This is a genomic window from Vibrio algarum, from assembly GCF_028204155.1.
GTDB classification, from domain to species: domain Bacteria; phylum Pseudomonadota; class Gammaproteobacteria; order Enterobacterales; family Vibrionaceae; genus Vibrio; species Vibrio algarum.
Genome location: NZ_JAQLOI010000001.1, coordinates 88,020 through 113,865, shown reverse-complemented (window position 1 = coordinate 113,865; position 25,846 = coordinate 88,020). Strand labels below are relative to the sequence as shown.

The window sequence follows — 25,846 nt, the reverse complement described above, 5'->3', positions numbered from 1 at the left end:
TCAGAATGCGTTTGAATACTCTACAACCGGCTGCGGGTTCTAAGCCTTCTAAGAAGCGCGTAGGTCGTGGTATCGGTTCAGGCCTCGGTAAAACCGGTGGCCGTGGTCACAAAGGTCAAAAGTCACGTTCTGGCGGTACTGTCCGTCCAGGTTTTGAAGGCGGTCAAATGCCTTTGAAACAACGTCTACCTAAATTCGGTTTCACTTCTCGTAAGAGTCTAGTGACTGCTGAAGTTCGTCTAGGTGAACTAGCGAAAGTAACGGGTGATGTTGTAGATCTTAACAGTCTTAAAGCGGCTAACGTTATCACTAAGAACATCGAGTTTGTTAAAGTTGTTCTTTCTGGTGAACTAAGCAAAGCGGTAACTGTTAAAGGTATACGCGTGTCTAAAGGCGCTAAAGCTGCAATTGAAGCTGCCGGCGGTAAAATCGAGGAATAATCTCGAAGGTTGAGGTACAGATGGCTAAGAAACCAGGACAAGATTTTCGTAGTACTCAGAGCGGCTTGGCTGAACTGAAGTCGCGCTTACTATTCGTAGTAATAGCGTTATTAGTATTCAGAGCCGGTTCTTTTGTACCGCTACCTGGTATTGACGCAACTGTACTTGCCGATTTGTTCGAACAGCAAAAGGGCACCATTGTAGAAATGTTTAACATGTTCTCTGGTGGTGCTTTAGAGCGTGCATCTATATTAGCACTGGGTATCATGCCGTATATATCGGCGTCGATTGTTATCCAGTTGCTAACTGTAGTACACCCAGCGTTAGCTGAACTCAAGAAAGAGGGTGAAGCAGGGCGTCGTAAGATTAGCCAATATACACGCTACGGAACGCTTGTTTTAGCTACATTCCAAGCTCTAGGTATAGCAACAGGCTTGCCAAATATGGTCGACAATCTGGTTGTTATCAACCAAACCATGTTTACCCTGATTGCAACCGTAAGTTTAGTAACTGGTACCATGTTCTTAATGTGGTTAGGTGAACAAATTACAGAGCGCGGAATTGGCAACGGTATCTCGTTGATTATTTTCTCGGGTATCGTAGCTGGATTGCCTTCGGCAATCGGACAAACAATCGAGCAAGCGCGTCAAGGTGAATTGCACGTACTTCTTCTGTTGTTGATTGCAGTATTATCTTTCGCTGTAATTTACTTCGTTGTTTTCATGGAGCGTGGTCAACGTCGAATCGTCGTTAACTATGCAAAACGTCAACAAGGTCGTAAAGTTTTTGCAGCGCAAAGTACACACTTGCCATTGAAAATAAACATGGCTGGTGTTATTCCTGCGATATTTGCATCGAGCATCATTTTGTTCCCAGGAACATTAGCTCAATGGCTTGGCCAGAACGGCGAGAGCGCTACTTTCGGTTGGTTAACCGATGTGTCGTTAGCTCTAAGCCCAGGTCAGCCGTTATATGTAATGCTTTATGCAACAGCGATTATTTTCTTCTGTTTCTTTTACACGGCGTTAGTATTTAACCCGCGTGAAACAGCAGATAACTTGAAGAAGTCTGGCGCTTTCGTACCAGGCATCCGCCCAGGTGAGCAGACAGCAAAATATATTGATAAAGTGATGACTAGACTAACCTTAGCAGGTGCTCTATACATTACCTTTATTTGTCTGATTCCTGAATTCATGATGGTCATGTGGAACGTAAGGTTCTATTTTGGCGGCACTTCACTACTTATCGTAGTGGTTGTAATCATGGATTTCATGGCACAGGTACAGACTCATCTGATGTCACAACAGTATGATTCTGTGTTGAAAAAAGCGAATCTAAAAGGCTACGGCCGCTAAGCGGCAATAGTTTTAGATTCCCATTTACGGAGTTTAGCAATGAAAGTTCGTGCTTCCGTTAAAAAAATCTGCCGTAACTGTAAAGTTATCAAGCGCAACGGTGTTGTGCGTGTAATTTGCAGTGAGCCTAAGCATAAACAACGCCAAGGCTAATCTAGCAGAAGTTTTTACTTGAAATGTAAAGGTTGGTCGAGTATATTGCTCGGCCTACCTTTTGCGTGCAAAAGAAGTAGTAAACCGCAGCGTATCCTCTACGGGCTTTGCTGCGGATAATTTCTTATATAAGTACTAGGAGTGAATAGTGGCCCGTATAGCTGGCATTAACATTCCTGATCAAAAGCATGCTGTAATCGCGCTTACTGCGATTTACGGCGTTGGTAAAACTCGCGCACAGGCTATTCTAGCTGGAGTGGGTATTGCTGAAAATGTTAAGATCAGTGAACTAACTGAAGAGCAGATTGATCAACTGCGTGATGGTGTCGCCAAGTACACTGTAGAAGGTGATCTACGTCGTGAAGTCTCGATGAACATCAAGCGTCTTATGGACCTTGGCTGTTATCGCGGTCTTCGTCATCGTCGCAGTCTACCACTACGTGGACAGCGTACTAAAACCAACGCTCGCACCCGTAAGGGTCCGCGCAAGCCGATCAAAAAATAATCGGATAAGGTAGAGAGTACAATGGCAAAACAACCAACACGCGCTCGTAAGCGCGTACGCAAGCAAGTAGCTGATGGCGTAGCGCACATTCATGCTTCTTTCAATAACACAATTGTTACGATAACAGACCGTCAAGGTAACGCACTAGCTTGGGCTACTGCAGGCGGTTCAGGTTTCCGTGGTTCTCGTAAGTCTACTCCGTTCGCAGCACAGGTTGCAGCAGAACGTGCAGGCGAAGCGGCTAAAGAATACGGTCTTAAGAACTTGGAAGTTATGGTTAAGGGCCCTGGTCCTGGTCGTGAGTCAACTATCCGTGCGTTAAACGCAGCTGGATACCGCATTACAAATATTGTAGATGCAACTCCGATCCCTCATAACGGTTGTCGTCCACCTAAGAAACGTCGTGTATAACGTTTTTCGTTTCTAGGAATATTGGAGAAGAATCATGGCAAGATATTTGGGTCCTAAGCTAAAGCTTAGCCGTCGCGAAGGTACTGACTTATTCCTTAAGTCTGGTGTCCGTGCGATAGATACCAAGTGTAAAATTGATAACGCACCAGGTGTGCACGGTGCTCGTAAAGGCCGTCTATCTGAATATGGCGTTCAGCTTCGTGAGAAGCAAAAAGTTCGTCGTATGTATGGCGTTCTAGAAAAACAATTCCGTAACTACTACAAAGATGCTGCGCGCCTTAAAGGCAATACAGGTGAAAACCTGCTTCAGCTTCTTGAAGGTCGTCTTGATAACGTAGTTTACCGCATGGGCTTTGGCGCTACTCGCGCAGAAGCACGTCAACTAGTTAGCCACAAAGCTATCTTAGTTAACGGTAAAGTTGTAAACGTTCCTTCTTTCAAAGTTGCGGTTAACGATGTTGTTTCAATTCGTGAGAAAGCTAAACAGCAATCTCGCATTAAAGCGGCTATTGAAGTTGCTGAACAACGCGAAAAACCAACTTGGATTGAAGTAGATGGTGGCAAAATGGAAGGAACATTCAAGCGTATGCCTGAACGTTCAGATCTATCAGCTGACATCAACGAACACTTGATCGTCGAACTTTACTCTAAGTAAGGTTAAACTAAAGAGAGGACACAATGCAGGGTTCTGTAACAGAATTTCTTAAGCCACGTCTTGTTGACATCGAACAGATCAACACGACACATGCGAAAGTAACTCTTGAGCCATTAGAGCGTGGCTTTGGCCATACTCTAGGTAATGCGCTTCGTCGTATCTTATTATCTTCTATGCCGGGTTGTGCCGTAACAGAAGTAGAGATTGAAGGCGTTTTACACGAGTACAGTACTAAAGAAGGCGTTCAAGAAGATGTTCTTGAGATTCTTCTAAACCTTAAAGGTTTGGCTGTGCGCGTTGCTGAAGGCAAAGATGAAGTGTTTATTACGCTGAATAAGTCAGGCTCAGGCCCTGTTGTTGCAGGTGACATCACCCACGATGGTGATGTAGAGATCGCTAACCCTGAGCACGTTATTTGTCACCTAACGGATGACAACGCTGAAATCGCTATGCGTATTAAAGTAGAACGTGGTCGCGGTTATGTTCCGTCTTCTGCTCGTATCCATACTGAAGAAGATGAGCGTCCTATCGGTCGTCTACTTGTTGACGCTACTTATAGCCCAGTCGATAAAATCGCCTATGCTGTAGAAGCGGCACGTGTAGAACAACGTACCGATTTAGACAAGCTCGTCATCGATATGGAAACGAATGGTACTCTAGAACCTGAGGAAGCTATCCGTCGTGCAGCTACAATCCTAGCTGAACAATTGGATGCATTCGTAGATCTTCGTGATGTACGTGTTCCTGAGGAGAAGGAAGAGAAGCCAGAATTCGATCCGATCCTACTGCGTCCTGTAGACGATCTTGAACTAACAGTTCGCTCTGCTAACTGTTTGAAAGCAGAAGCGATTCACTACATCGGTGATCTGGTACAGCGCACTGAGGTTGAGCTACTTAAAACGCCAAACCTTGGTAAAAAATCTCTTACAGAGATTAAAGACGTACTTGCTTCACGTGGTCTTTCTCTTGGCATGCGCCTAGAGAACTGGCCGCCAGCGTCTATCGCTGAAGATTAATCGATACTAGTTAGAAGGATTAGGTCATGCGCCATCGTAAGAGTGGTCGTCAACTCAACCGCAACAGCAGTCATCGTAAAGCGATGTTCAGCAATATGGCTTGTTCTCTTGTTAGCCACGAAGTTATTAAAACTACCGTGCCTAAAGCAAAAGAACTACGCCGCGTAATTGAGCCTTTGATTACACTAGCTAAGACAGACAGTGTTGCTAACCGTCGTCTGGCATTTGCTCGCACTCGTGATAACGAAGTAGTAGCAAAACTATTTAATGAACTAGGCCCGCGTTTCGCGAGTCGTCAGGGCGGATATACTCGCATTTTAAAATGTGGTTTCCGTACAGGTGATAAAGCTCCAATGGCATACATTGAGCTTGTAGATCGCCCAGAAGCTTCTGAAGAAGCTGCTGCTGAGTAAGTTCTTAAAGAACTAAAAAGCCGAGCGTAATGCTCGGCTTTTTGCTTTTTGGAGATTAGAATCTAGAATCTAGAATCTAGAATCTAGAGGCTAGAGGGTAGAGACTAGAGACTAGAGACTAGAGACTAGAGACTAGAGACTAGAATCTAGAGGCTTAAAACCCAAGACTCAAGATTCAAGATTCAAGACTCAAGATTCAAGACTCAAGATTCAAGACTCAAGACTCAAGACTCAAGATTCAAGACTCAAGACTCAAGATTCAAGACTCAAGACTCAAAATTCAAAACTCAAGCGTTCAAAGCTTGTTCCAAATCCGCAATAATATCGTCAATATGCTCTATCCCTACAGACAAACGAATCATTTCTGGGCTAACTCCGGCTTGTTTTTGTTCCACCTCATCAAGTTGTCTATGAGTTGTAGACGCAGGATGACAGGCAAGTGATTTAGCATCGCCAATATTCACGAGGCGTTTGAATATCTCAAGTGCGTCATAAAAGCGAACACCTGCGTCGTAACCATCTTTTAGTCCAAACGACAGAATACCAGAAGGTTTACCCTTCATATATTTTTCAGCAAGCGGATAATATTGTGAATCTGGGAGACCGGCATAGCTTACCCAGCTGACTTTATCGTGATTTTGTAAATACTCAGCTACTTTTAAGGCATTCTCGCAATGTCGCTCCATGCGTAATGAAAGTGTTTCGAGTCCTTGCATAAGCATAAAGGCATTCATAGGAGAGAGTGCAGAACCTGTATTACGTAGGGGTACAGTCCTTGCTCGACCAATAAATGCCGCTGGCCCAAATGCCTCTGCATATACGACACCATGATAAGAAGGCTCTGGTTGATTAAATACAGGGAAGCGTTCTTTATGCTCTGCCCATGGGAACTTACCTGAATCAACGATCATACCGCCGAGCGTAGTTCCATGACCGCCAATATATTTAGTCAGTGAGTGAACAACGATATCTGCCCCATATTCAATAGGTTTACAGACGGCAGGTGAGGCGACTGTATTATCCACAATGACAGGAACACCCTGTGCGTGAGCAAGTTCAGACAGTTTAGAAAGATCAATAATATTACCGGCTGGATTGCCAATAGATTCGCAATACACGGCTTTCGTTTTATCGTCGATTAGTTCTGCTAGGCTTTCAGGATTGTCATCTTTAGCAAAGCGAACCTCTATTCCCATGCTAGGCAACATATGAGCAAAAAGAGTGTAGGTTCCACCATATAGCTGTGGCGTCGAAACGATGTTATCCCCTAGCTGTGCAAGAGTTAAAATAGCGTAGTGAATAGCAGAACTACCAGAGCTAACAGCGAGCCCGGCGATACCACCTTCTAAAGCGGATACTCGCTTCTCGAGGACATCATTGGTTGGATTCATTATACGAGTGTAGATGTTACCAGGGACTGCTAGGTTAAATAAGTCAGCGCCATGCTGAGCATTATCAAACTCATACGCAACGGTTTGATAAATAGGTGTAGCAACGGATTTAGTTGTTGGGTCTGTTTCGTAACCAAAATGTATAGATAGGGTTTCGTCTCTCATCTTTCTCTCTCTTGTCTACTTCCTTGTTATAAGAGATACAGAATCGCATAAATTGAATCCACTAAACAAGTGGTAAATTTGAGGAAAGGGGCAAGGAGAAAAACTAAACTCACCAAAGCGGTGAGTTTAGTGAATTAAGCATGTATATAGACAGAAATCGCTATTTCCATAACGAACCTAGTGAGTCAAGCAACCCACTAGAAGCGCCTTCGCCAGTGAGGTATTCCATAATAACCGGAGTAAATTGACTTATCATTGAAGGATCCAGTCCTAGCTTGGAAAAGATATCTGTTACTGCACTCATGTCGCCAGCCATGCTGAGTAACCCAGGTGCAGCGCTAGATAAGCTGCTCATTCCAGGGATGAGGCTTCCTAACTCTGAAGATTCTGATTCTGAAAGTGAACTTGATGCTAGAGCGAGAAGAGCGCCTGCCCCACCTGTGGCTTGTTCTGGTGATACGTTAAGTTGGTTAGTAAGTGCATCAACCAAAGGGGAGCTTTCTTGATTCGATGCTTCTGTCGCAAGTGATCCTGCGAGTGACTTCACCATATCTGTGTCGAGTTTTGTATCTGAATCTGAGCCAAGGCCAAAAATTGCGTGGCTAGGTAATGATAGGAATAGTGTTGTTAACGCTGTGATTATTTTAATTTTATTCACGTAAATTCTCCATATTTAATGCGTATCGAATTGATAACTTAATACGGAAGTATAACGCGCTGAGTGAAAAATGTGATTAGCAGAATGGTTTATAAGTAAGACGCGAACGTAATATATCTAATGGTACAGTTAAATAGGTGATTTGACATAGGGGCTAGATGCTAGGTGCTAGATGGTGGGGTTGTAAAAATATTAAGGCACCAAAGGGGGGATAATTAAAAAAGCGGCGATAATCGCCGCTCAACTTTTCAAGTACATAGAAAATTATAGAATATCTAGTAACTCGACTTCGAATACAAGTGCAGCAAAAGGAGGGATAGCAGCACCCGCACCACGCTCACCGTATGCAAGATCTTGTGGGATGTAAAGTTTCCACTTAGAGCCAACAGGCATAAGTTGAAGGGCTTCAACCCAACCTTTGATTACGCCAGTTACTGGGAATTCAGCAGGTTGGCCACGTGAAACTGAGCTATCGAACACAGTACCATCTGTCAGTTGACCATGGTAGTGAACACGAACTTGCTTGTCTGAAGTAGGAACTTCACCAGTACCTTCTGTAATTACTTCATATTGAAGACCAGACTCAAGTACAGTCACTTCAGGACGTAAAGCGTTATCTGTTAAGAAAGCTTCACCGTCGGCAGATGCTGCTTTAGAAGCTTCTGCACGAGCTGATTCTGCACGAGTGTGGATCTCTTGTAGTGCTGCGTTGATTTCGTCAACTTCGATTTCAGGCATATCGCCAGTTAGCGATGTTGCGATACCTTTTGCGATAGCGTCAACATTAAGACCTTCAAGGCCGCTTCCTGCAAGTTGTTGGCCCATTTGTAGACCAATACCATAGCTTGCTTTTTGTTCTACTGTATCCAGTTTGATGTCAGACATGTTGTCTCTCTTTATTCTTGAGTAAATAAAGCGCACAGGATACCAGTATTAGCCGTTTGAATAAACTGTGTTACTGTTCTCAATTAATCGCTATCCTCTATCAGTTGAAAAAACTATAATCGATGGGTAGTTTTAGCTTTTTAACTTTTCTTGCTTGTAATGTAACGTGCTGTAAATAAAAGGAGTGGTTTCTATGAATCGTCGAAATAGGAAGAAACAAGAAACGGGCCTACTAGATGGTTTGAAAGCTAGGATCACTGAAGTTGAGATGAGTTCAATAAAAGCTACTTGGTCTGATTTACCAAAGTTACATCAACGTTTGCTGATGATTCTTATCCCCATCGTCATTATATTGATTTTGGTACCAAGCCCTTCAGTAGAATCTGATAAAACAATTGAGATGACTAATAGTGTTCAAGTTGAGCCAGAACGAAAAGAAGTGGCGGTTAATCCCGTGTCATTAAGTGAAGAGGGTGGAACAAAGCAAAAGGTAACAACCACCGACGAATGGCAGGAATATACAGTGCAATCTGGGGATACATTAGCGAAAGTTTTTCGAGCCAACAGTTTACCTATGGCTGACTTGAATGCTCTAATTGCGATAGAAGGTTTGGATAAACCGCTTAGCAAGATAACGGCAGGTCAACTTGTTCGATTTAAATTGGCTTCCGAGGGCCATTTAGACATTCTACAACTCGAAAAGTCGGGTTCTTCGGTCATGTTTTTCCGTTTGTCAGACGGTGGTTACGGTAGAAGTAAGTAGCCGCGTTATTAAGCTTTATTTCTTCTGTTTTTTCTGCGCAAAACCTTGCGTGGGAGAAGCGGAACAACAATGAAAACCATTCCTATCAAAGTGAAAGCATCGGGCACTTCATTAAACCACCACACGCCAAACGCGGTGACAAAAATTAAGCCGGAATATTCTGCGAGAGCAATTTCATCCGCTTGTACTTTTTTATAAGCAAATACCGCTAATGCATTATAAGCTAAAACGCACACTGAGCTGGCGACAATCCAATATAGTTGGATCGGGCCGAGTGGTTGCCAATCGAAGATCGCAAGCAAACCAGAGAGAGGCAGGGACATGATACTTGTCCAAAAAAGAGTATGAATAACGGAATGTTCAGAGGGAAGCTTGCGAACCAAAACATGAAATAAAGCTAAAGAAATGGCAGTACCAAGAGCAAAGATAGCGGCCCAGTGAAACTGTGAGGGTCGTAATACGATGAGCACTCCAACAAACCCAATGATAGAGCCTATAGCCTTGTCTAATTTGATCTTCTCGTTTAATAACAAAATAGATAAAGGAAGCATTAACAACGGGCCGGCATAAAAAACAGCGTTAGCGGTTGCAAGTGGTAAGTGAGTAATCGCTATCACCATACAACTTGCGCCAAAAATGATTAAGTGTGCTCTAAGTGCCGTTACCTTCCAGTTGACAGTTGAGTCGTTTACTTTTCTATTTTTAAGATAGAAAGGTGCTGCAACTATGGTTGCAATCAGTTGCCTCAGAAAAACATATTGATATACGGAAGCATCACTATCCAGATACTTAACCGCGACATCAGACAGTGAAGCGAACAAATTACCAAGAATAAGAGCGAATAATGCAATACGTACAGTGCCCTGAGTTGGCACTATACTTTTTCCAATCTCATATCAAGATGAGGGATATCGTCTTCTAGGTATGAATCGGTATATCCAATAAAACCATACCCTTGATAAAAATTTTTTAGATATTCTTGAGCTTGAATATCGATGCTTTGATTGGGCCATAAGTTTTGGCATTCTATTAATGCTTTGTTCATTAATTTGTGGCCAAGTCCATTGCCTCTCGCAGAATATTTGGTGGCAATACGGCCTATTGAGCAATTGTTAAAACTCACCCCAGGTTTTAGCAATCGAGCGCAGGCTACAATCACATCCTCCTGATAGCCTATCAGCTGATATACTCCCTGCAATTTATCTTTATCATCCAATTCAGGGTAAGGGCAGTTCTGCTCTACTACAAAAACATCTACACGTAGTTTTAGTAGTTCATAGAGTTGTATTGTGGTGAGTTCTTCAAACTTTAATAGTTGCCAATTAATCATAAATATCCTTTCGTTTTTTACGAAAATAACAACTTAGTTATTAATAATCGTTAACTTTTGTTAATTAGTCTTTTGCTTTTATGCGAGATTTGATTCTACTTAAGCTGATATGGGTAATTCCCAGATAAGCGGCAATCTGATAATCCGTAAGTCTTAACTCTAGATCTGGGTAATGCGTACAAAAAAGTTCGTAACGTTCTTCTGGTGAATACAGCAACATAAAGCGTTCTTTTGATTCTTTATACATCAGCTGAGTTTCTAACAACTTTATATATAAAGGGTTTGCTTGTTCTCTCCAAATGCGCAAGGCGTCAATAGGTATACATAAAAGGCTAATAGAGGTGAGAGACTCTAAAAGAAAAGGGGATGGCCGGTTACTGATCAAGCTTTCAAACCCGATGATCCAGTCCTGCTCCCAGTAAAACTCTTTACTGAAGCTTTTGCCTTCTTCTGTTAAGTAACATGAGTGACAAATACCATCTAATAAAAAATAGATATGGGATGGTATATCTCCCTGATTGATTAAAATATGACGAGTTGGAAGCTCTAGGGGAATAGCAAGTGTACTCACTTCTGCAATTTCATCACGAGTAAATCCATGCTCTTGCAACTGATTTACTAAATCTTTATTCATCTACAATGTCCCCAGCATAAAAAAAGCCGTACTCTATAAAAGAGTACGGCCGTTATCATAGAGACTTATGGATTATTTTTGTAGATCAATCTTATAGACAGCAAAGCCTACTTCGTCCATGCCCACTTTTTCCATTGGGTATTGACCTTTATCTTCTACAAATTTAGCTGCCTTTTCGCTTGGTGAGGTTTCAAAGCGAATATCTAGTTTTTCAGAGCTCATGATAGGTGCAAATGACCAGTTGTTATCAGCGCTTGGTGTGACTTCACCTTTTTCTTTACTAACTTCAGTGATGTAAGCCGCTAGGATGCTGCGGTTTTCATCTGGCGCATCAAAAGCAATGAACTCTGAACCAGTACCAGCAAACTTGCCGCCGTATGCTCGGTAGTTGTTACTAGCGATGATAAAATCTTTTGACATATCAACCGCTTCACCTTGGAAAGTTAGATTTACAATACGCTGTGATTCAGGATTAATCACTTTACAGCTACCATCATATTTAGCAGGCTGAGTAAGGTCTATTTGATAGTTTACACCGTCAATAACATCGAAGTTATAAGTACGGAAACCATCCCAGTTAACGAGAGATTGTGCTTCTGTGCTATTTGTATCAATTTGATTAAATTGACCAGCAGAACATTCTAGCCACTCTTTAACTTCTTTACCGGTGACTTTCAGTGCCACTAGGGTGTTCGGGTATAGGTAAAGGTCGGCGGCATTGCGGAAAGTAAGTTGCCCTGATTCCACTTCTGTATAACCAGATGGATCATTTTTACGGCCACCGGCTTTAAATGGTGCAGCCGCTGAAAGTACTGGAATACCGTCTAGGTTCGGATCGCCTTGGATAAATTTTTCTACGTATGATTTTTGTGCAGCGTTAACAATTTGTACAGTAGGATCATCTTGTACTAGCGCTAAGAAGCTATACATTACGTCATTTGCTTTACCAATTGGTTGGTTCACAAATTCTAATGTAGCCGCATGATCTGCTTCGAGAGCTTTTACTATGCCTTCATCATTGGCCGCTAAAGAAGCTTTCGCTTTACGATCATAAATAGCACGAGCTTCTGCTTTACCGCTTGTTACGTTCCATTCGCCTTTTTGCTTGTCGAAATCTAGTACTAGGTCCATTACACCAACATGGCTGCCCCAGCGGCCTGGCATGACAGAGGTTACGCCATTAATAGTACCATTTTCGTTGTCAACGCCTTGAATACCGTCATAGCCCTTTCCTGGGAACACGGCATGTGAGTGACCGAATGCGATTGCATCAATGCCTTCGACGTCAGCAAGATAGATAACTGAGTTTTCAGCACCTTCTTTATATGGGTCTTTAGAGATACCAGAGTGCGGAATCGCTACAATAACGTCTGCGCCTTCTGCTTTCATCATCGGAACAAATTTTTCAGCCGTCTTTTTGATATCTTCAGCAATAACATTGCCTTCTAGGTTTTTTTGTCCCAAGTTAAAATCTGAGGAGGAGCAAAACCTATATAACCTACGCTGATAGAACGTGGGAACCCGTCGGTATCTTTGAACGAATATTGCTTGATAATGTAAGGGGTGTAGTAATTTCCCCAGTTGCTTTGTCATACACGTTTGCATTGACGTATGGGAAATTAGCATCGTTTACTGATTCTGCAAGGAAGTCTAAACCATAGTTGAATTCGTGGTTTCCTAAGTTACCAACGTCATAGCCTAACTGGTTCATTGCTTTATATACAGGATGTACTTCTCCAGAAACAATCCCTTTAGACGCCATGTAGTCAGCCATTGGACTACCTTGAATTAAGTCTCCGTTATCGACAAGAACGCTGTTAGCGACTTCATCGCGAGCTTGTTTCACTATTGTTGCTGCACGTGATAGGCCAATCTTCTCAGATTCCTTGCCCTTGTAGTAATCAAATGAGTATGCGTTACCGTGGATATCGGTTGTTTCTATAATACGAAGGTTAACAGTTTCTGCATTAACAGCACCTGACATGGCAATCATGCCGGATAGAACTGCAAGAGATAGTGGTTTGATGGTCATTGAATTGCTCCAATCCTTGTTAATTAACGTAGGTCTTATGTGACCTAACAGTGCAATATTTTTGGGAGAGATATAATTTATTTAATATTCCAGTGCTGAAGGTATCAGATCTTTATGAAACAAATGTTGTCTTTCTCCCTTGAAATGTGATCTGCATGTTAAAAAAATTCTCGATTTGTTCACTTTATCTACTTTTCAACACAGTAGTGCAAATGGCCCTTATCACTTTTTAGAATAAAAAATGAAATTTTAGAATTTCAAGTAATATATAAGTCTGTTCATAATGCAATCATCAACTGCGAATGAGATAGCTGCATGAAGAGCACAGACATACATACAATTTTTCCTAACGAAAAACCAAAACTAGTGAGTAACAGTATAGCGCCTGTTTTTGGTAAAAGTCGTTTAAGTAAAGGAGAAGTCGCTCTGATTGGAGCTGGGCCAGGTGATGCCGAGCTGCTCACGTTAAAAGCACTAAGCTTTTTACAGCAAGCTGACGTTGTTCTTTACGATTACCTTGTTTCTGACGAGATTATGGCGTTAATTCCTAGCGAGACAATACTCGTTAGTGTTGGGAAAAAAGCCGGTCATCATAGTGTTCCTCAGGAAAAAACCAACCAATTACTTGTCGATTTTGCCTTGCAAGGATATCGAGTCGCGCGAATTAAAGGCGGTGACCCTTTTGTATTTGGCCGGGGCGGTGAAGAGTTAGAAGTTCTATTTGATGCAAATGTTCCATTCCAAGTCATACCCGGCATTACTGCTGCTGCGGGGGCAACCGCTTACGCGGGAATTCCTCTGACCCATAGAGATTATGCTCAGTCTGCGCTTTTTATTACCGGTCATCTGAAAGAAGAGAGTGATCAACTCGATTGGTCGACTGTCGCAAGAGGCAAGCAGACATTGGTTATCTATATGGGGTTAATGAAGTCAAAGCATATACAGAACCAGCTTATTCATCACGGTAGAGCGAGTGATACCCCTGTCGCGATTATTGAGCGAGGTACTCAAGCTACGCAGCGAGTATTAAAAGGTTCATTACATCAACTAGCAACATTAGCCGAACAGGCGGATTCACCTTCATTAATTGTAGTCGGCGAAGTGGTTCGTTTGTCAGAGAAGTTAGATTGGTTTTCTCAGATGCAGCAACAAGGTCATGAACCATCTAAAAAGCAGCTTATTGCTCAGTACGCATAGTTTTCAATACGTAGAGTTAATGTGATGTGCATTAGCTAATAGCAAACATAGATACAAGTATTAGCCACGCTCAATAAAGAGCCAAAGGAAGTTACGTCATGGATCAACAAAGATTTACTCACTTAAAACAGCTTGAAGCTGAAAGCATCCATATTATTCGTGAAGTTGCAGCAGAGTTTCAAAATCCGGTGATGATGTACTCCATCGGTAAAGATTCTTCGGTCATGCTTCACCTTGCTCGTAAAGCATTTTATCCGGGAAAAATTCCCTTTCCGTTACTCCATGTCGATACGGATTGGAAATTTAAAGAGATGATCGAATTTAGAGATAAAACCGCTAAAAAATATGGATTTGAGCTTTTGGTACATAAGAACCCAGAAGGTATTGAAATGGGTATAAACCCATTTGATCACGGTTCTTCAAAACATACCGACATCATGAAAACGCAAGGGTTAAAACAGGCTCTCAACAAATATGGTTTTGATGCTGCTTTTGGTGGTGCTCGACGCGATGAAGAGAAATCCCGTGCGAAAGAGCGCGTTTATTCATTTCGTGACAAAAACCATACATGGGATCCGAAGAATCAACGTCCAGAGCTTTGGCATACCTATAACGGTCAAGTCAACAAAGGAGAGAGTATTCGAGTATTCCTCTCTCTAATTGGACTGAGTTAGACATTTGGCAATACATCTATCTAGAAAATATAGAAATTGTTCCTCTTTATCTAGCCGAGAAACGACCTGTTGTTGAACGAGATGGCATGCTGATTATGGTCGATGATGAAAGGATGCCCCTTGAAGAAGGTGAGAATGTTGAACAGAAAAATGTACGTTTCAGAACACTAGGTTGTTATCCATTAACGGGGGCAATTGAATCTGAAGCGACCACACTCCCTGAAATTATTGAAGAAATGCTCGTTGCAACATCTAGTGAACGTCAAGGTAGAGCGATAGACCGTGACCAGTCGGGCTCAATGGAACTTAAGAAACGTCAAGGTTACTTCTAAGGAAAGGCATATGAACAGCGCAGTAGAAGCTCAACTATCAGAGCTAGGTATCGAAGGATACCTGAACGAACATCAACACAAGTCCTTACTACGTTTCTTAACCTGTGGTTCTGTGGACGATGGAAAAAGCACTTTGATTGGACGTTTGCTCCATGATTCAAAACAGATATATGAAGATCAGTTAGCTGCCGTCCATTCGGATAGCCAACGTGTTGGCACTACAGGTGAAAGGCCTGACCTAGCCCTACTAGTTGACGGGCTTCAAGCGGAGAGAGAGCAAGGGATAACGATAGATGTAGCGTATCGTTATTTCTCTACCCAAAAACGTAAATTTATAATTGCAGATACACCTGGACATGAGCAGTACACGCGCAATATGGCTACTGGTGCGTCTACATGTGATGTTGCCGTTATTTTGGTCGATGCACGTAAAGGTGTTCTGGACCAAACCCGTCGACATTCCTTTATTGCCAGCTTGCTAGGAATTAAACATTTCATAGTAGCGGTCAATAAGATGGATCTCGTTGAGTATTCAGAGCAAAGATTTGAAGAGATAAAGGCAGAATATTTGGCGTTTTCTGAAAAATTAAAAAGTGACGTGAATATTAAGATATTGCCGCTATCTGCCCTTGAAGGAGACAACGTTGTAGATATCAGCGATGAAATGTCTTGGTATAAAGGGGAATCTCTTCTTTCACTGTTAGAAAATGTGGATCTCTCCCTGCAAACAGGCAGTGCGGAATTTCGTTTTCCTGTTCAGTACGTGAATCGCCCTAACCTTGACTTTAGAGGCTTTGCAGGAACGTTGGCTTCGGGATCTATTTCTGTTGGTGATGAAATAAAGGCACTGCCTTCAGGTAAGGTGTCTAAAGTATCCCGAATTGTCACGTTCGATGGTGACTTAGATACAGCCTACGCCGGTCAAGCTATTACGCTTACGTTAGAAGACGAAATAGATATTAGCCGTGGTGACTTACTTGTATCAGATGGGGCTGCAATCGAGTCATCTAATCATGTATTAGCTGATATCGTTTGGATGACCGAAGAGCCGCTTAAATTAGGCCGTCAATACGATATAAAAATTGCAGGCAAAAAAACGCTAGGTCAAGTTGACGTTATTCGCCATCAATATGATGTAAATAATCTCTCTCGTTTTGATACGACATCTATTCCCTTAAACGGAATAGCGCAATGTGAGTGGTCACTTACTGAAACCATTGCAATCGATAAGTACATTGATAGCCCGGATACTGGTGGTTTTATCATTATCGATAGATTGACCAATGTTACGGTTGGTGCTGGTCTTGTTCGAGAGCGTTTGGATCAGAAAAACGAGTCTTCTAATGCTGGAGATATCAATGCGTTTGAGCAAGAGCTTAAAGCGCTCATTCTTAAATATTTCCCATCTTGGGATGCGAAAATTTAGGGAGATCAAAGCTTATCGTCCCACGAGAAACTACGTCATCTCCACGAAAGTGGAGATCTCAATCCACTCAGATTCCCGTTTTCAAGGGAATGGCGGGTGGGTTGGGTACTAGACGAACGGCATTTACTTTCGTAGGGATGACGATTTGTTACATAAGGTATTAGCGGTAATTTAACGTTAGTTCATAGAATTAATTTTTCTATTTCAAGGATAGATTATGTGGGAACAAGGCTTTATTTTTGCTTTATTAGTCGGCGTTGTCGCATGTTTGCTATGGACTAAGATCAAGCCCAGTTTTATTTTTTCTGGGGCAGCATTTATCGCCTTTATTACGGGCAGGATAGAGTTAGAAAGTATTGCGAATAATTTCACTAATTCTTCGTTACTAACTTTGGTTTTACTTGTCCTTGTTTCTTGTGCTCTTGAAAAAACTCGCTTGATTAGTTGGGTGAGTTATCATATTTCTGAAGGTAAATTGGGCATCGTTGTTGCAAAGTTAGGTCTTTCTACAGCGATACTTTCGTCATTCACAAATAATACAGCTGTCGTGGTGGCTTTAATTGGAGCCATTAAGCGTAACCCACAGCATCCACCATCTAAGCTATTAATCCCTCTCTCTTATACTGCTATTCTTGGAGGGACGTTAACGTTAATAGGTACTTCGACCAATCTAATAATTAACAGTTTTGTTGAAAATGTGGGTTTACCAAGTCTCGGTTTTTTTGAGCCAACGATGATTGGATTAGCGGTACTCTTTGGTGGACTAGTTATTCTTGTCCCTCTTAGCTATTTACTCCCAAACAATGACATTCAAAATCAAGACGACCTGCCTTATTTCCTTGAAGCTAGAGTAGAAGCTGGATCTCCTTTAGTTGGCCGAACGATTTCTGAAAACGGGTTAAGGGCACTTCGTAAGCTTTTTTGGCTGAGGTAATTCGAGATGGACACGTTATTACTTCGATAACGCCGGATTTCGTATTGCAGGCTCGAGATAGGTTGATGTTTTGCGGAGACGTCGAAAGTGTTGCTACATTGCAAGAAATCAAAGGTATCACCCTATTTGGGCAGCACCACCTGAACGGTCAAAACCTACTTGAAGTTGTTGTTAGCTCTTCAGCCTCTCTATGTAATAAAACGCTTATCTCAAGCCAGTTTAGAGACCGTTTTGATGCGGTGGTTGTTGCTGTTAGAAGAGGTCATGAGAGATTGGAAGGAGGTTTAGGCAAAATTAAACTAGCGGCAGGTGATACGCTTATCATCGTCCCTGGGAAACGGTTTGAACATGAAGTACGCCGTCATAATCGAGAGTTTTTATTGGTTAATGATCTCGATTCAAGCGCTAAACTTGATTTAAGTAAATCCAACATTGTGTTGATTGGTTTTGCTTTTGTCATTGGTTTAGCCCTGCTAGATATTGTGCCAATGATTAAAGGATTGGCCGTTTATTTATTTGGGTTGTTATTGCTAGGTATTGTGAGTGTAATCGAATTGCGTCGACGCTTTCCGATGGATATTGTCGTTATCGTTGGTTCAGCTTTGACTATTGCAGAATTGATGTTGTCATCTGGATTATCAACTAGGATGGGCGATTTTTTTATTCAGGCACTTAATGGTTGGGGGGTTTTTGGGGCTCTAGTTGCAACTTACTTTGTTACGCTTCTCCTTACTGAACTTATTACTAATAACGCGGCCGCAGCGCTATCCTTTCCATTGGGTTATAGCATAGCACTCGGTTATGGCGTTGATCCGATGCCTTTTATAATGGCGGTATTGTTTGGAGCCAGTGCGAGTTTTGTCTCTCCTTATGGTTATCAAACCAATTTATTAGTGTATAGCGTTGGTAACTACCGCATTCGTGATTACATACGAGTTGGTATTCCTATCTCCGTGGTTTACTCGGTTTTAGTATTAACGTTAATTCCCCATTTTTTCCCATTTTAATTTAAGGAGTTATTTTCGCATGGCAGAAAAAAGCATGTCGACTCAAGAGAATAATATTGTATGGCACCAACATACTGTGAATAAAGAGACTCGCTCTAAGCTTAAGAAACAGAAGCCGGTTGTGCTCTGGTTTACTGGGCTATCTGGTTCTGGAAAATCGACAGTTGCAGGCGCGTTGGAGAATGTACTAACAGAGTTGGGTTTTCATACTTATCTACTTGATGGTGACAATGTTCGTCATGGTTTGTGCAAAGATTTAAGTTTCTCCGAGCAAGATAGAAAAGAAAATATTCGCCGGGTAGGTGAACTTTGCAAGCTTATGGCGGATGCTGGATTAATCGTTTTATCAGCTTTCATCTCCCCATATAGAGAAGAGCGCAAGATGGTGAGAGAGCTGTTACCCGAAAGTGATTTCTTGGAAGTGTTTGTTAATACGCCAATTGAGGTATGTGAACAAAGAGATCCTAAGGGGTTATATAAAAAGGCGAGAGCTGGCGAAATTAAAAATTTTACTGGGATTGATTCCGATTACGAACAACCGCTACAGCCAGAAATTAACTTACCAGCAGGCGACAATGAGGTAAGTGTTTTAGTCGACATCTGTTTAACCGCATTGCGGCAAAGAGGGGTCATCACTTCTTGATTTCGTATGTTTTCGTTTAAACAACTTGATCAATCGTTCCTTTCACTTCGGTTTGAACGGTAAACTTCTGGCTCAATAAACCAACAACACGATCAAAATATTTCATGTTTGGTTTATTGCCTAGAAGTTTACATAACTCATTTCCTACTGGGCTTAAGCGGTAATAAAGCAAGCGAGAGCCTTTGCTCATTGGCTGTAATGAGATCTTTTTTCCTTGATAATCAATCATAAGTGCAGGATCAAATTCTATTTCACCAGATTCTAATTCAGTCCCAATAACCAATCCCAATTCAATCAAGAGTAGAATGCTAGAATAAGGGAGCTGGTAACTACCTAAGTTGATAGTTTCTTCTATATCTCTTTTGGTAAAGCTAAATAGGCCACTTTGGGTACGAAAGCCAATTAATAATTTCTTAGAATGTTCACCACCAAAACTGCATGCTAATGAAGCGGCTTTTTGTAAATATTGAGCTTCTTTTGGGGTCATATCTTTTAATATTTGTAGGGCTTTCACTGACGTAGAGCCTGGGTTAGTCACTTCAAGTTTTAGAATCTGAGCCCAGAGTCTTTGCATTGAGCTATTATGGATGTCCTGAGCCATATCAAAAAATCGATTAAGCCAATCTTGGTCTGGATCACCTGCGGTTTCATCATTGCAAAATGAATGGGAAAACTTGATGATTTTCTCCAAGTTTTTTTGTCTTTGTTCTCGCTGTTGCTTATCTCTAGCTAACGCCCTTTCTAAGACGGATTTACGTGTTGGACTAGAATGTATTAGCTCACCTAGCCCATAGGTCTCAGCTATGCTCGCTACTCGGCTCGCACTGTCTTTAATATAGCCAGATTTCTTTTTTGAGTGGCTATTACTACTACTCGACTCACTTTGTTCTATAGTAATGGGTGCTCTTTGTTCTGCCATGCCACGAAATCCTATCTCAATATAGTCGGTAAAAATGTAGCGTGTTATTGCATAAGATGCTACTGATTTGGTTCAATGCTTGAGCATCGATTACCGATAATTTGAGTGAAGAAGGTTAAATTGGTGAGTTATTGGTATTGGATCTGCTGTTGAAACATTCAAAACTAATAATTTATTAAGGATAAGTTTGTCATTTGTCAGGTTTTTGAATGGTTATCCCGATAGATACTTACTCTTTGATTCGTTTTTTTAATGTTATCTGATATTATTTGATAATAATTTGTTAAATTTGTTAAGTTGCATGGGGTGCAATATGGCACAGTCAGACCATAATAAATTTAAAAGACAGCTATCTGCAGCGCTACTTTTTTTCCTATATGTAGCTGTATTGGCTTATCTATCTAACTTTTTACTTTAGCACAGCGTTAGGTTTTTAAAAGATAAGCCAATTAAGCCTGTTAATCTCTCGGATTATTGGTCGTCATAAACTTCAACGGCCATTCCTTCAATGACATAACCTACTTCTGCTAACTCATGACTGACGGTTTCGGTTTTTAGTTCCCCTACGATATAGACGACATCCCAAAGCTCTTGTACCGGAGCTCCGCCTTTAAAACGCACATAAATTAATTGGTTTGGTGGGGGTGGGGGTACATGAATACAGGCACCTAAGAACGGAACAAGCATGAATTCAGTGACCCTATTTTCATCCCCTTCAAGTGGAATCACAAAGCCTGGAATCTTTACTATGCTTCCGTTCAGCTCTTGTCTAACCCCTCCTAATTTAGATTGTTCAGGTGTATCTATATCGTGATCTAATTGCAATGGCATGCCTACACTATTCACCAGATTTCTTTCATTTTCTGGTATCAAATCTATCCATTCTAATTGCAATATATCTGATGGTTTTAGTGCGCTATTTTCACTTGAAGCAAGGGCGTGATGTGGTATTAGAAATACACTCAATAAACTGACAATTAACGCTAAATTTTTCATATTTTATCCATAGTTTTTATATTCGTATTGTCATGCCATCTGCCAATGACTGGCGATAAGCACTAAATGCAGGAATAAAGCCGATAATGATACCTGCAAGTTGAACAAGACCTAGCAACATCCACTCGTATGCACTGATCATTGAAAGCTCAACATTGACCCCATAAAGTTGCTGAATGATTGGTTGAGCAATGGCGAGCAGAAAATACATACCCAATACACCCGTAACGATGCCAACAAAGGTTAATACGCTAGCCTCACTTATCAGTAATATAAATATGTGTCTCGGCCGTGCTCCCATTGCTCTTAAGATGGCCATTTCTCGACGTCGTTCTTGTAAGCTAGTCAGTAAGCTACTGAGCATGCCAAGCAGACCTGCCACGACCACAAAACCAGATACAGCCATTAAGGCTTTTTCAGCGACAGACATCATGCCCCATAGTTCATGTAGCGCAATTCCGGGTAAAATTGCACTTAGAGGTTCTTTTCTATAGGTATTTATTTTCCGTTGTAAGGCAAATGTGTGAATTTTAGATTTCAATCCGAGCATAAAGGCGGTTATTTGTTTGGGATGAAATTCTCGCTCTTTTAACGACTCAGCATCAGGATTATTGCCTAAGTTCGCCCCAGATTCCCAACCAACGTGAATGGCCTCTATTGCTTGCAATGACACATGTACGGTTTTATCTACTGGGGTGCCAGTGGGTTCAAATATACCGACAACCTTAAATGGAATGTTGTCGTGTCGACTAAAAGCCACATCGCTAATCCCGTGAGCGATGATTATCTCACTGCCAACCTTATAGCCTAGCTCTTTAGCAACGTCGGAACCAATTACGGTTTCAAACAATGATTCAAATGGTTTTCCTTGGCTAAATTCTAGAGGTTGTTTTTTACCATATCTAAAATAGCTGAAATAGTCTTGATTGGTTCCCATGACTCTAAAGCCTTTATGCGAATCTCCAAGAGAAATAGGAATTGCCCATTCAACGGAGCGTTCTTGGCTAAACTCTTCAAAGCTTTTCCAATCGATATTAGCGGTAGCGTTACCGATACGAAAAACAGAATAAAGGAGTAGGTTCACAGATCCAGAGCGAGCACCTACGATTAAGTCTGTACTTGATATTGTATTGGCGAAACTACTTTTTGCTTGAGTACGAATTCGTTCCACACCCATCAGTAAAATGACAGAAATAGCGACGGTTAATATGGTAAGTATCGCAGTGGCCTTTCTATTGGTAAGGCTCTTCCAAGCTAAGTGAGCGGTGGTTTTCATTTGCTCTCCTTGGAGTGTGTTAATGCTTTTTTATTGAGTTCGTTGAGTTGAATGCTTCGGTCGAACATCGATTCAAGTGTTGGATCGTGACTGACAAATACAAGCGTAGACTTGGCCAGTTCTGCTTCTTCCATAAGCAGCTCAATAAAGGAGGTTCTATTATCAAAGTCTAATGAAGATGTCGGTTCATCGGCTATCAGTAGTTCCGGGCGTCCAATGAGCGCTCTAGCGGCGGCTACTCGCTGTTGTTGGCCGATGCTTAATTCAACAATAGGTTTATTTAGTAGCTTCTCATCTAAATGTAAACGTTTGAGTAACTCGATTGCAGTTTCCCTTAGTTCACCGTCTACTTTCTTTTTTCTCATGTTTGAAAAATGACAAGGTAAGATGACATTTTCAACCATCGATAAGTAAGGAAGCAGGTTAAATTGTTGAAAAATATATCCGATATGATCGGCTCTAAACTTATCTCTCTGATTTTGTTTTAACGAGGCAAGATCGGTATTTAGAATTTGAACTTTACCACTCTGTGGAGTGATTATGCCTGTCAGCAAACCTAGCAGGGTTGATTTACCACTTCCACTTGGGCCTTTAATAAATACGTGCTCACTTTGATTTATCTCTAAGTGATCGAACTGTAAAGTGGGTATCGCATCTTCTGCCCAGGTATAACTTATCTGCGATAAGGAAACCACGTTGTTTAGTTGGTTCATTGTTCGTTCCATTGCAGTGATTTAGGAAGCTACACTATAAGAACCATGTAGCCCCCTATAGGCTAAAACTGAATAAGGTTGTTGCTTGGGTTCAACTCTAGTGCTTTTTGGCTGCTATCCGTTAATAAATTAACGCTAATTTTTTCTGTTTTAGAAAAGTGAACAAACCAAGTTGTTTCAATCTGCTGCAGCTTGCTGATATCGCCACAATCATAATGATATTCTACAGTAAATTCCCCATGGCCACTTTTTTCATGGTCATGTTCAGTGCTCATGCTTTCATGGTCATGGTCATGGTCATGGTCATGGTCATGGGATTCATCATGTTCATGCTCATCATGCTCATCATGCTCATCATGCTCGTCGTGCCCATCATGGTGTTCTTCTGTCTCAAACGTATTGCTAACATTGATGTTTTTTATCTTACATTCTGCATTAGAGGGAAGAACTAAGATGCGTTCTGCTTGTTTTAATAGTTGCTCTGATTCTTCAATCATTTGATGCTGTTGTTCGTTTTCTGGTGCGTGTTCAAAGCCTACGATATCGGAACCAGGAGCGGTAATTTCGACCAAAAATTCGTTTTCGTCTTGAGCCATATTAAATTCTACATGACCATGTTGGTGCGCATCGTGTTGGCGAAAGGCTTCTTCCGCGTGCGTCGAGGCGGATAAAACGAGTGCTGATAGTAGTGATAACTTAAATATACGTTGCATGAATGATGTACCTCAATGTTTAATTAATGAACGGTCTGTAACCAATTAGCTAAGTGTTAATTGAGGTTTAGGTGGTGCACGTGCCTTTTTTATGGGCAAGGCCTTAATAGTCGTAATAACAGTGTAAATTGTTGTGTTCAAATACTTCTGAACAATAATGGGTAAGGTGATAAATGTTGATGTAATAGCATGACTAGAGCTTGAAAATAATTGACAGTGGTGGTTCTCGTGATGAGTTTCATCAAAATCAAGTTGATGTTCGATGAACGCAAAGCCGGTCCATAGTACAAGTACTAAGACTATTGAGGTTAACCTTGTTGATGTAAGGCGACAGTAACCTGTTAGCTGTGTGTTCATATTCGCTATTAATTGGGTATCTAAAGGCTAAATGTAATAATATAACAATTACTCTGCAAGGAAATTATGGATGTTTAACATTATTGAGCCCAAATATGAGGCAGTAAATAAAAATGACGCCAATAGCGTCATTTTTACATTGCAAGATGAACAAGAGGTTACAGGTTGGCTGAAACTAGATTAATCACTTGATCTATTTCATCTTTTGTAAGAATACCTTCTTTTACAAAGAGTACATTGCCATCTTTGTTCAATACAATAATGGCCGAGCTTTCTTCTTGTAACTGCCAAGATTTTGCCACAGAGCCATCTTTGTCCAAGATAATAGAAGACCATGGAAATTCTGCTTTTGTATCTTCAGCAGAAGACTTCACAAATGATCCTGTCCCCCATATCGCATCATCTTGATTAATTATGGTTGTTGTTTGATATTGATTAGCTGGAAATTTTGACGCGGTGATAGCCGTCATCAAATCGGCATTCATTTTTTTGGCGCTTGTTCTGCCTGCAATAGCCTGAACAACTCTGACTTTATTCGGTAGGCTGCTACTATCCCATTCTTTATAAACAATATTTTCGTTTTCTACAAAAATCTCGCCGTGTTTGGCGATAACCACATTCGGTACCGTTGTTTCTAAGGAAATATTGTGCGCGAAGCCCAATATTGGTGAGGTGCACAATATTAATGCAGTGAGAGACTTTACTTTCATTTCTATAATCCTTTTGATTTATCTTAACCCTTTATTAAATTAGGGTTTATTTTCCTAAACATAGGCTCGTTAGCCTTGAGGCTTGAGCCATGTTAGGTATACATAGAGTAGTAGAAAAAATAAAAAATGGAGGTGATTTTTTTGAACTTGGCTTCAAAGTTGCATTTTAGTGCCCAATAAATAAATTTTTCGTGTTTTTCCGTTCGATTAGAAAGTTGAGTTGTTCATACGCGAAGGGTTTATATAAACAAAGGAAATGTTGGTTATCATGCTACGAGTTTTTTCCACCTATCGCCCACTTCAAGTGGCACGTTTTGTTAAAACCCTCTTTAAGGGTGAGTTTACTATTGAAGGGGTTGGGATATTTTATTTTGATAGCGGAAGGGTGCTACTTCCGGATTTAGACGATAAGAAAAAGTTATCGATAATGAAAGAGGTGAATTTTACTATCGATAACCTGACTGTGTCAGCACTATAAGTCGTTATAGATTTGGTGGAAAACAGATACCTGTTCCACCCAACCCACAATATCCATTTGGGTTTCTAGCTAAATACTGTTGATGATAGGTTTCTGCAAAATAGTAATCCCCAGCTGCGGTTATTTCTGTGGTTATTTGTTCTCTTTTTTGCTCTGTTAACGCGGCTTGGTATATAGACTTACTCTCTTGAGCTACCTTTAACTGACTATCATTAAAGGTATATATTGCTGAACGATACTGTGTACCAAGATCGTTGCCTTGACGCATACCTTGAGTAGGATCGTGTTTTTCCCAAAAATAGCGAAGTAGTTGTGTTAAATCGATAAGGCTCGGATCGAATATCACTCGAACCACCTCTGTGTGTCCTGTATTACCAGAACATACTTCTTCATAGGTCGGGTTTTTTGTATAGCCACCACTGTAACCCACTGATGTCGAATGGACGCCTTCCAGTTGCCAAAAAAGACGTTCTGCTCCCCAAAAACAGCCTAACCCTAGAATGATCTCTTCATAGCCGCTAGGGACTTCAGCGGTGAGGTCGGTGCCATTAACAACATGTTTTTCGGTAATGTATATAGGTGTTGAACGACCTTTTAATGCTGTATTACTTGTTACTTCTACTTGTTTTTTTTGCATGAAATTTGTTCCTCAATTTGTCGCATAA

Annotated in this window: 27 protein-coding genes and 3 pseudogenes; 15 read left to right on the top strand and 15 right to left on the bottom strand. The window is 41.2% G+C overall.

All coding sequences use genetic code 11. The annotated features are described in order from the left end of the window. Nucleotides 1-5: 5 nt before the first annotated feature. The 8 genes from rplO to rplQ all read left to right on the top strand — a co-directional run bounded on the left by rplO (nucleotide 6) and on the right by rplQ (nucleotide 4,948). On the top strand, nucleotides 6-440 hold the full coding sequence (gene rplO / locus PGX00_RS00545; protein WP_272131970.1) for a 50S ribosomal protein L15: 435 nt from the start codon (nucleotides 6-8) through the stop codon (nucleotides 438-440). 20 nt (nucleotides 441-460) lie between these two features. Beyond that, nucleotides 461-1,795: a preprotein translocase subunit SecY gene (gene secY / locus PGX00_RS00540; RefSeq protein ID WP_272131968.1), complete on the top strand. Its 1,335-nt coding sequence runs from the start codon at nucleotides 461-463 to the stop codon at nucleotides 1,793-1,795. Nucleotides 1,796-1,834: 39 nt separating this feature from the next. Then, nucleotides 1,835-1,948: a 50S ribosomal protein L36 gene (rpmJ, locus tag PGX00_RS00535; RefSeq protein ID WP_000868186.1), complete on the top strand. Its 114-nt coding sequence runs from the start codon at nucleotides 1,835-1,837 to the stop codon at nucleotides 1,946-1,948. A gap of 148 nt (nucleotides 1,949-2,096) precedes the next feature. Beyond that, nucleotides 2,097-2,453 (top strand): 30S ribosomal protein S13, encoded by a 357-nt coding sequence (gene rpsM, locus PGX00_RS00530; RefSeq protein ID WP_272131843.1) that lies wholly within the window; start codon nucleotides 2,097-2,099, stop codon nucleotides 2,451-2,453. Between the two features lie 21 nt (nucleotides 2,454-2,474). After that, a complete protein-coding gene (gene rpsK, locus PGX00_RS00525) occupies nucleotides 2,475-2,864 on the top strand; it encodes a 30S ribosomal protein S11 (protein ID WP_171754181.1) in 390 nt (129 codons plus the stop codon). 34 nt (nucleotides 2,865-2,898) lie between these two features. Next, nucleotides 2,899-3,519 carry a 30S ribosomal protein S4 gene (gene rpsD / locus PGX00_RS00520; protein ID WP_272131842.1) on the top strand — a complete coding sequence of 207 codons (621 nt, stop codon included), beginning with the start codon at nucleotides 2,899-2,901 and terminating at the stop codon, nucleotides 3,517-3,519. 23 nt (nucleotides 3,520-3,542) lie between these two features. Further along, complete coding sequence (locus PGX00_RS00515; RefSeq protein WP_272131841.1) at nucleotides 3,543-4,535, top strand: DNA-directed RNA polymerase subunit alpha; 993 nt, start codon at nucleotides 3,543-3,545, stop codon at nucleotides 4,533-4,535. A 26-nt stretch (nucleotides 4,536-4,561) separates the two neighbouring features. Continuing rightward, on the top strand, nucleotides 4,562-4,948 hold the full coding sequence (gene rplQ / locus PGX00_RS00510) for a 50S ribosomal protein L17 (RefSeq protein WP_272131840.1): 387 nt from the start codon (nucleotides 4,562-4,564) through the stop codon (nucleotides 4,946-4,948). Between the two features lie 287 nt (nucleotides 4,949-5,235). Here rplQ and PGX00_RS00505 read toward each other — a convergent pair whose 3' ends face one another. The 3 genes from PGX00_RS00505 to PGX00_RS00495 form a co-directional block, all read right to left on the bottom strand. Continuing rightward, a complete protein-coding gene (locus PGX00_RS00505; RefSeq protein ID WP_272131839.1) occupies nucleotides 5,236-6,504 on the bottom strand; it encodes an O-acetylhomoserine aminocarboxypropyltransferase/cysteine synthase family protein in 1,269 nt (422 codons plus the stop codon). Between the two features lie 160 nt (nucleotides 6,505-6,664). After that, a complete protein-coding gene (locus tag PGX00_RS00500; protein WP_407702366.1) occupies nucleotides 6,665-7,153 on the bottom strand; it encodes a DUF2780 domain-containing protein in 489 nt (162 codons plus the stop codon). 273 nt (nucleotides 7,154-7,426) lie between these two features. After that, complete coding sequence (locus PGX00_RS00495; protein WP_272131837.1) at nucleotides 7,427-8,047, bottom strand: FKBP-type peptidyl-prolyl cis-trans isomerase; 621 nt, start codon at nucleotides 8,045-8,047, stop codon at nucleotides 7,427-7,429. A 193-nt stretch (nucleotides 8,048-8,240) separates the two neighbouring features. Here PGX00_RS00495 and PGX00_RS00490 point away from each other — a divergent pair, with 193 nt between their 5' ends. Beyond that, nucleotides 8,241-8,810, top strand: a complete 570-nt coding sequence (locus tag PGX00_RS00490; protein WP_272131836.1) for a LysM-like peptidoglycan-binding domain-containing protein — start codon at nucleotides 8,241-8,243, stop codon at nucleotides 8,808-8,810. Between the two features lie 8 nt (nucleotides 8,811-8,818). On the opposite strand, the gene PGX00_RS00485 is transcribed toward PGX00_RS00490, so the two are convergent. The 4 genes and pseudogenes from PGX00_RS00485 to cpdB form a co-directional block, all read right to left on the bottom strand. Then, entirely contained in the window at nucleotides 8,819-9,685 is an 867-nt protein-coding gene (locus PGX00_RS00485; protein ID WP_407702329.1) for a DMT family transporter, read from the bottom strand. Then, nucleotides 9,685-10,140 (bottom strand): GNAT family N-acetyltransferase, encoded by a 456-nt coding sequence (locus PGX00_RS00480; protein WP_272131835.1) that lies wholly within the window; start codon nucleotides 10,138-10,140, stop codon nucleotides 9,685-9,687. Before PGX00_RS00480 ends, PGX00_RS00485 begins: the two co-directional genes overlap by 1 nt. 64 nt (nucleotides 10,141-10,204) lie before the next feature. Next, complete coding sequence (locus PGX00_RS00475) at nucleotides 10,205-10,774, bottom strand: Crp/Fnr family transcriptional regulator (RefSeq protein WP_272131834.1); 570 nt, start codon at nucleotides 10,772-10,774, stop codon at nucleotides 10,205-10,207. A 72-nt stretch (nucleotides 10,775-10,846) separates the two neighbouring features. Beyond that, nucleotides 10,847-12,758, bottom strand: a pseudogene (gene cpdB / locus PGX00_RS00470) (2',3'-cyclic-nucleotide 2'-phosphodiesterase). Nucleotides 12,759-13,121: 363 nt separating this feature from the next. Here cpdB and cobA point away from each other — a divergent pair. The 5 genes and pseudogenes from cobA (at nucleotide 13,122) to cysC (ending at nucleotide 19,019) form a co-directional block, all read left to right on the top strand. After that, the gene (gene cobA / locus PGX00_RS00465) at nucleotides 13,122-14,003 is read left to right on the top strand and encodes a uroporphyrinogen-III C-methyltransferase (protein WP_272131833.1); all 882 of its coding nucleotides are present in this window, start codon (nucleotides 13,122-13,124) and stop codon (nucleotides 14,001-14,003) included. A gap of 98 nt (nucleotides 14,004-14,101) precedes the next feature. Beyond that, a pseudogene (gene cysD, locus PGX00_RS00460) lies at nucleotides 14,102-15,009 on the top strand (sulfate adenylyltransferase subunit CysD). Nucleotides 15,010-15,019: 10 nt separating this feature from the next. Beyond that, nucleotides 15,020-16,435 carry a sulfate adenylyltransferase subunit CysN gene (gene cysN, locus PGX00_RS00455; RefSeq protein WP_272131832.1) on the top strand — a complete coding sequence of 472 codons (1,416 nt, stop codon included), beginning with the start codon at nucleotides 15,020-15,022 and terminating at the stop codon, nucleotides 16,433-16,435. Nucleotides 16,436-16,652: 217 nt separating this feature from the next. Next, nucleotides 16,653-18,376 (top strand): annotated as a pseudogene (locus PGX00_RS00450) (SLC13 family permease). A 19-nt stretch (nucleotides 18,377-18,395) separates the two neighbouring features. Next, entirely contained in the window at nucleotides 18,396-19,019 is a 624-nt protein-coding gene (gene cysC / locus PGX00_RS00445; RefSeq protein WP_272131831.1) for an adenylyl-sulfate kinase, read from the top strand. A gap of 16 nt (nucleotides 19,020-19,035) precedes the next feature. Here the strand turns inward: cysC and PGX00_RS00440 are convergent, their stop codons facing one another. The 7 genes from PGX00_RS00440 to PGX00_RS00410 all read right to left on the bottom strand — a co-directional run bounded on the left by PGX00_RS00440 (nucleotide 19,036) and on the right by PGX00_RS00410 (nucleotide 24,703). Next, the gene (locus tag PGX00_RS00440) at nucleotides 19,036-19,938 is read right to left on the bottom strand and encodes a TIGR03899 family protein (RefSeq protein ID WP_272131830.1); all 903 of its coding nucleotides are present in this window, start codon (nucleotides 19,936-19,938) and stop codon (nucleotides 19,036-19,038) included. 471 nt (nucleotides 19,939-20,409) lie between these two features. Further along, nucleotides 20,410-20,934, bottom strand: coding sequence for a DUF3299 domain-containing protein (locus PGX00_RS00435; protein ID WP_272131829.1), 525 nt, complete (start codon nucleotides 20,932-20,934; stop codon nucleotides 20,410-20,412). A 16-nt stretch (nucleotides 20,935-20,950) separates the two neighbouring features. Continuing rightward, nucleotides 20,951-22,210 (bottom strand): ABC transporter permease, encoded by a 1,260-nt coding sequence (locus tag PGX00_RS00430; protein WP_272131828.1) that lies wholly within the window; start codon nucleotides 22,208-22,210, stop codon nucleotides 20,951-20,953. Next, nucleotides 22,207-22,923, bottom strand: coding sequence for an ABC transporter ATP-binding protein (locus PGX00_RS00425; RefSeq protein ID WP_272131827.1), 717 nt, complete (start codon nucleotides 22,921-22,923; stop codon nucleotides 22,207-22,209). The genes PGX00_RS00430 and PGX00_RS00425 overlap by 4 nt, the downstream gene beginning before the upstream one ends. A gap of 62 nt (nucleotides 22,924-22,985) precedes the next feature. After that, the gene (zrgA, locus tag PGX00_RS00420; protein WP_272131826.1) at nucleotides 22,986-23,636 is read right to left on the bottom strand and encodes a zinc uptake protein ZrgA; all 651 of its coding nucleotides are present in this window, start codon (nucleotides 23,634-23,636) and stop codon (nucleotides 22,986-22,988) included. A 45-nt stretch (nucleotides 23,637-23,681) separates the two neighbouring features. Next, a complete protein-coding gene (locus tag PGX00_RS00415; RefSeq protein WP_272131825.1) occupies nucleotides 23,682-23,993 on the bottom strand; it encodes a DUF2607 family protein in 312 nt (103 codons plus the stop codon). Nucleotides 23,994-24,151: 158 nt separating this feature from the next. After that, a complete protein-coding gene (locus tag PGX00_RS00410; protein WP_272131824.1) occupies nucleotides 24,152-24,703 on the bottom strand; it encodes a YtfJ family protein in 552 nt (183 codons plus the stop codon). Between the two features lie 268 nt (nucleotides 24,704-24,971). Between PGX00_RS00410 and PGX00_RS00405 the strand changes: the two genes are divergently transcribed. Next, nucleotides 24,972-25,181, top strand: coding sequence for a DUF1107 family protein (locus PGX00_RS00405; RefSeq protein ID WP_272131823.1), 210 nt, complete (start codon nucleotides 24,972-24,974; stop codon nucleotides 25,179-25,181). Nucleotides 25,182-25,185: 4 nt separating this feature from the next. Here PGX00_RS00405 and msrA read toward each other — a convergent pair whose 3' ends face one another. Then, on the bottom strand, nucleotides 25,186-25,818 hold the full coding sequence (msrA, locus tag PGX00_RS00400) for a peptide-methionine (S)-S-oxide reductase MsrA (RefSeq protein ID WP_272131822.1): 633 nt from the start codon (nucleotides 25,816-25,818) through the stop codon (nucleotides 25,186-25,188). Nucleotides 25,819-25,846: the final 28 nt, after the last annotated feature.

Excerpts from the sequence above, each read along its gene's own strand:
- rplO (WP_272131970.1), top strand. The coding sequence starts at position 6 with ATGCGTTTGAATACTCTACAACCGGCTGCGGGTTCTAAGCCTTCTAAG.
- secY (WP_272131968.1), top strand. The coding sequence starts at position 461 with ATGGCTAAGAAACCAGGACAAGATTTTCGTAGTACTCAGAGCGGCTTG.
- rpmJ (WP_000868186.1), top strand. The coding sequence starts at position 1,835 with ATGAAAGTTCGTGCTTCCGTTAAAAAAATCTGCCGTAACTGTAAAGTT.
- rpsK (WP_171754181.1), top strand. The coding sequence starts at position 2,475 with ATGGCAAAACAACCAACACGCGCTCGTAAGCGCGTACGCAAGCAAGTA.
- rpsD (WP_272131842.1), top strand. The coding sequence starts at position 2,899 with ATGGCAAGATATTTGGGTCCTAAGCTAAAGCTTAGCCGTCGCGAAGGT.
- PGX00_RS00515 (WP_272131841.1), top strand. The coding sequence starts at position 3,543 with ATGCAGGGTTCTGTAACAGAATTTCTTAAGCCACGTCTTGTTGACATC.
- rplQ (WP_272131840.1), top strand. The coding sequence starts at position 4,562 with ATGCGCCATCGTAAGAGTGGTCGTCAACTCAACCGCAACAGCAGTCAT.
- PGX00_RS00505 (WP_272131839.1), bottom strand. The coding sequence starts at position 6,504 with ATGAGAGACGAAACCCTATCTATACATTTTGGTTACGAAACAGACCCA.
- PGX00_RS00495 (WP_272131837.1), bottom strand. The coding sequence starts at position 8,047 with ATGTCTGACATCAAACTGGATACAGTAGAACAAAAAGCAAGCTATGGT.
- PGX00_RS00490 (WP_272131836.1), top strand. The coding sequence starts at position 8,241 with ATGAATCGTCGAAATAGGAAGAAACAAGAAACGGGCCTACTAGATGGT.
- PGX00_RS00480 (WP_272131835.1), bottom strand. The coding sequence starts at position 10,140 with ATGATTAATTGGCAACTATTAAAGTTTGAAGAACTCACCACAATACAA.
- PGX00_RS00475 (WP_272131834.1), bottom strand. The coding sequence starts at position 10,774 with ATGAATAAAGATTTAGTAAATCAGTTGCAAGAGCATGGATTTACTCGT.
- cobA (WP_272131833.1), top strand. The coding sequence starts at position 13,122 with ATGAAGAGCACAGACATACATACAATTTTTCCTAACGAAAAACCAAAA.
- cysN (WP_272131832.1), top strand. The coding sequence starts at position 15,020 with ATGAACAGCGCAGTAGAAGCTCAACTATCAGAGCTAGGTATCGAAGGA.
- cysC (WP_272131831.1), top strand. The coding sequence starts at position 18,396 with ATGGCAGAAAAAAGCATGTCGACTCAAGAGAATAATATTGTATGGCAC.
- PGX00_RS00440 (WP_272131830.1), bottom strand. The coding sequence starts at position 19,938 with ATGGCAGAACAAAGAGCACCCATTACTATAGAACAAAGTGAGTCGAGT.
- PGX00_RS00435 (WP_272131829.1), bottom strand. The coding sequence starts at position 20,934 with ATGAAAAATTTAGCGTTAATTGTCAGTTTATTGAGTGTATTTCTAATA.
- PGX00_RS00430 (WP_272131828.1), bottom strand. The coding sequence starts at position 22,210 with ATGAAAACCACCGCTCACTTAGCTTGGAAGAGCCTTACCAATAGAAAG.
- PGX00_RS00425 (WP_272131827.1), bottom strand. The coding sequence starts at position 22,923 with ATGAACCAACTAAACAACGTGGTTTCCTTATCGCAGATAAGTTATACC.
- zrgA (WP_272131826.1), bottom strand. The coding sequence starts at position 23,636 with ATGCAACGTATATTTAAGTTATCACTACTATCAGCACTCGTTTTATCC.
- PGX00_RS00415 (WP_272131825.1), bottom strand. The coding sequence starts at position 23,993 with ATGAACACACAGCTAACAGGTTACTGTCGCCTTACATCAACAAGGTTA.
- PGX00_RS00410 (WP_272131824.1), bottom strand. The coding sequence starts at position 24,703 with ATGAAAGTAAAGTCTCTCACTGCATTAATATTGTGCACCTCACCAATA.
- PGX00_RS00405 (WP_272131823.1), top strand. The coding sequence starts at position 24,972 with ATGCTACGAGTTTTTTCCACCTATCGCCCACTTCAAGTGGCACGTTTT.
- msrA (WP_272131822.1), bottom strand. The coding sequence starts at position 25,818 with ATGCAAAAAAAACAAGTAGAAGTAACAAGTAATACAGCATTAAAAGGT.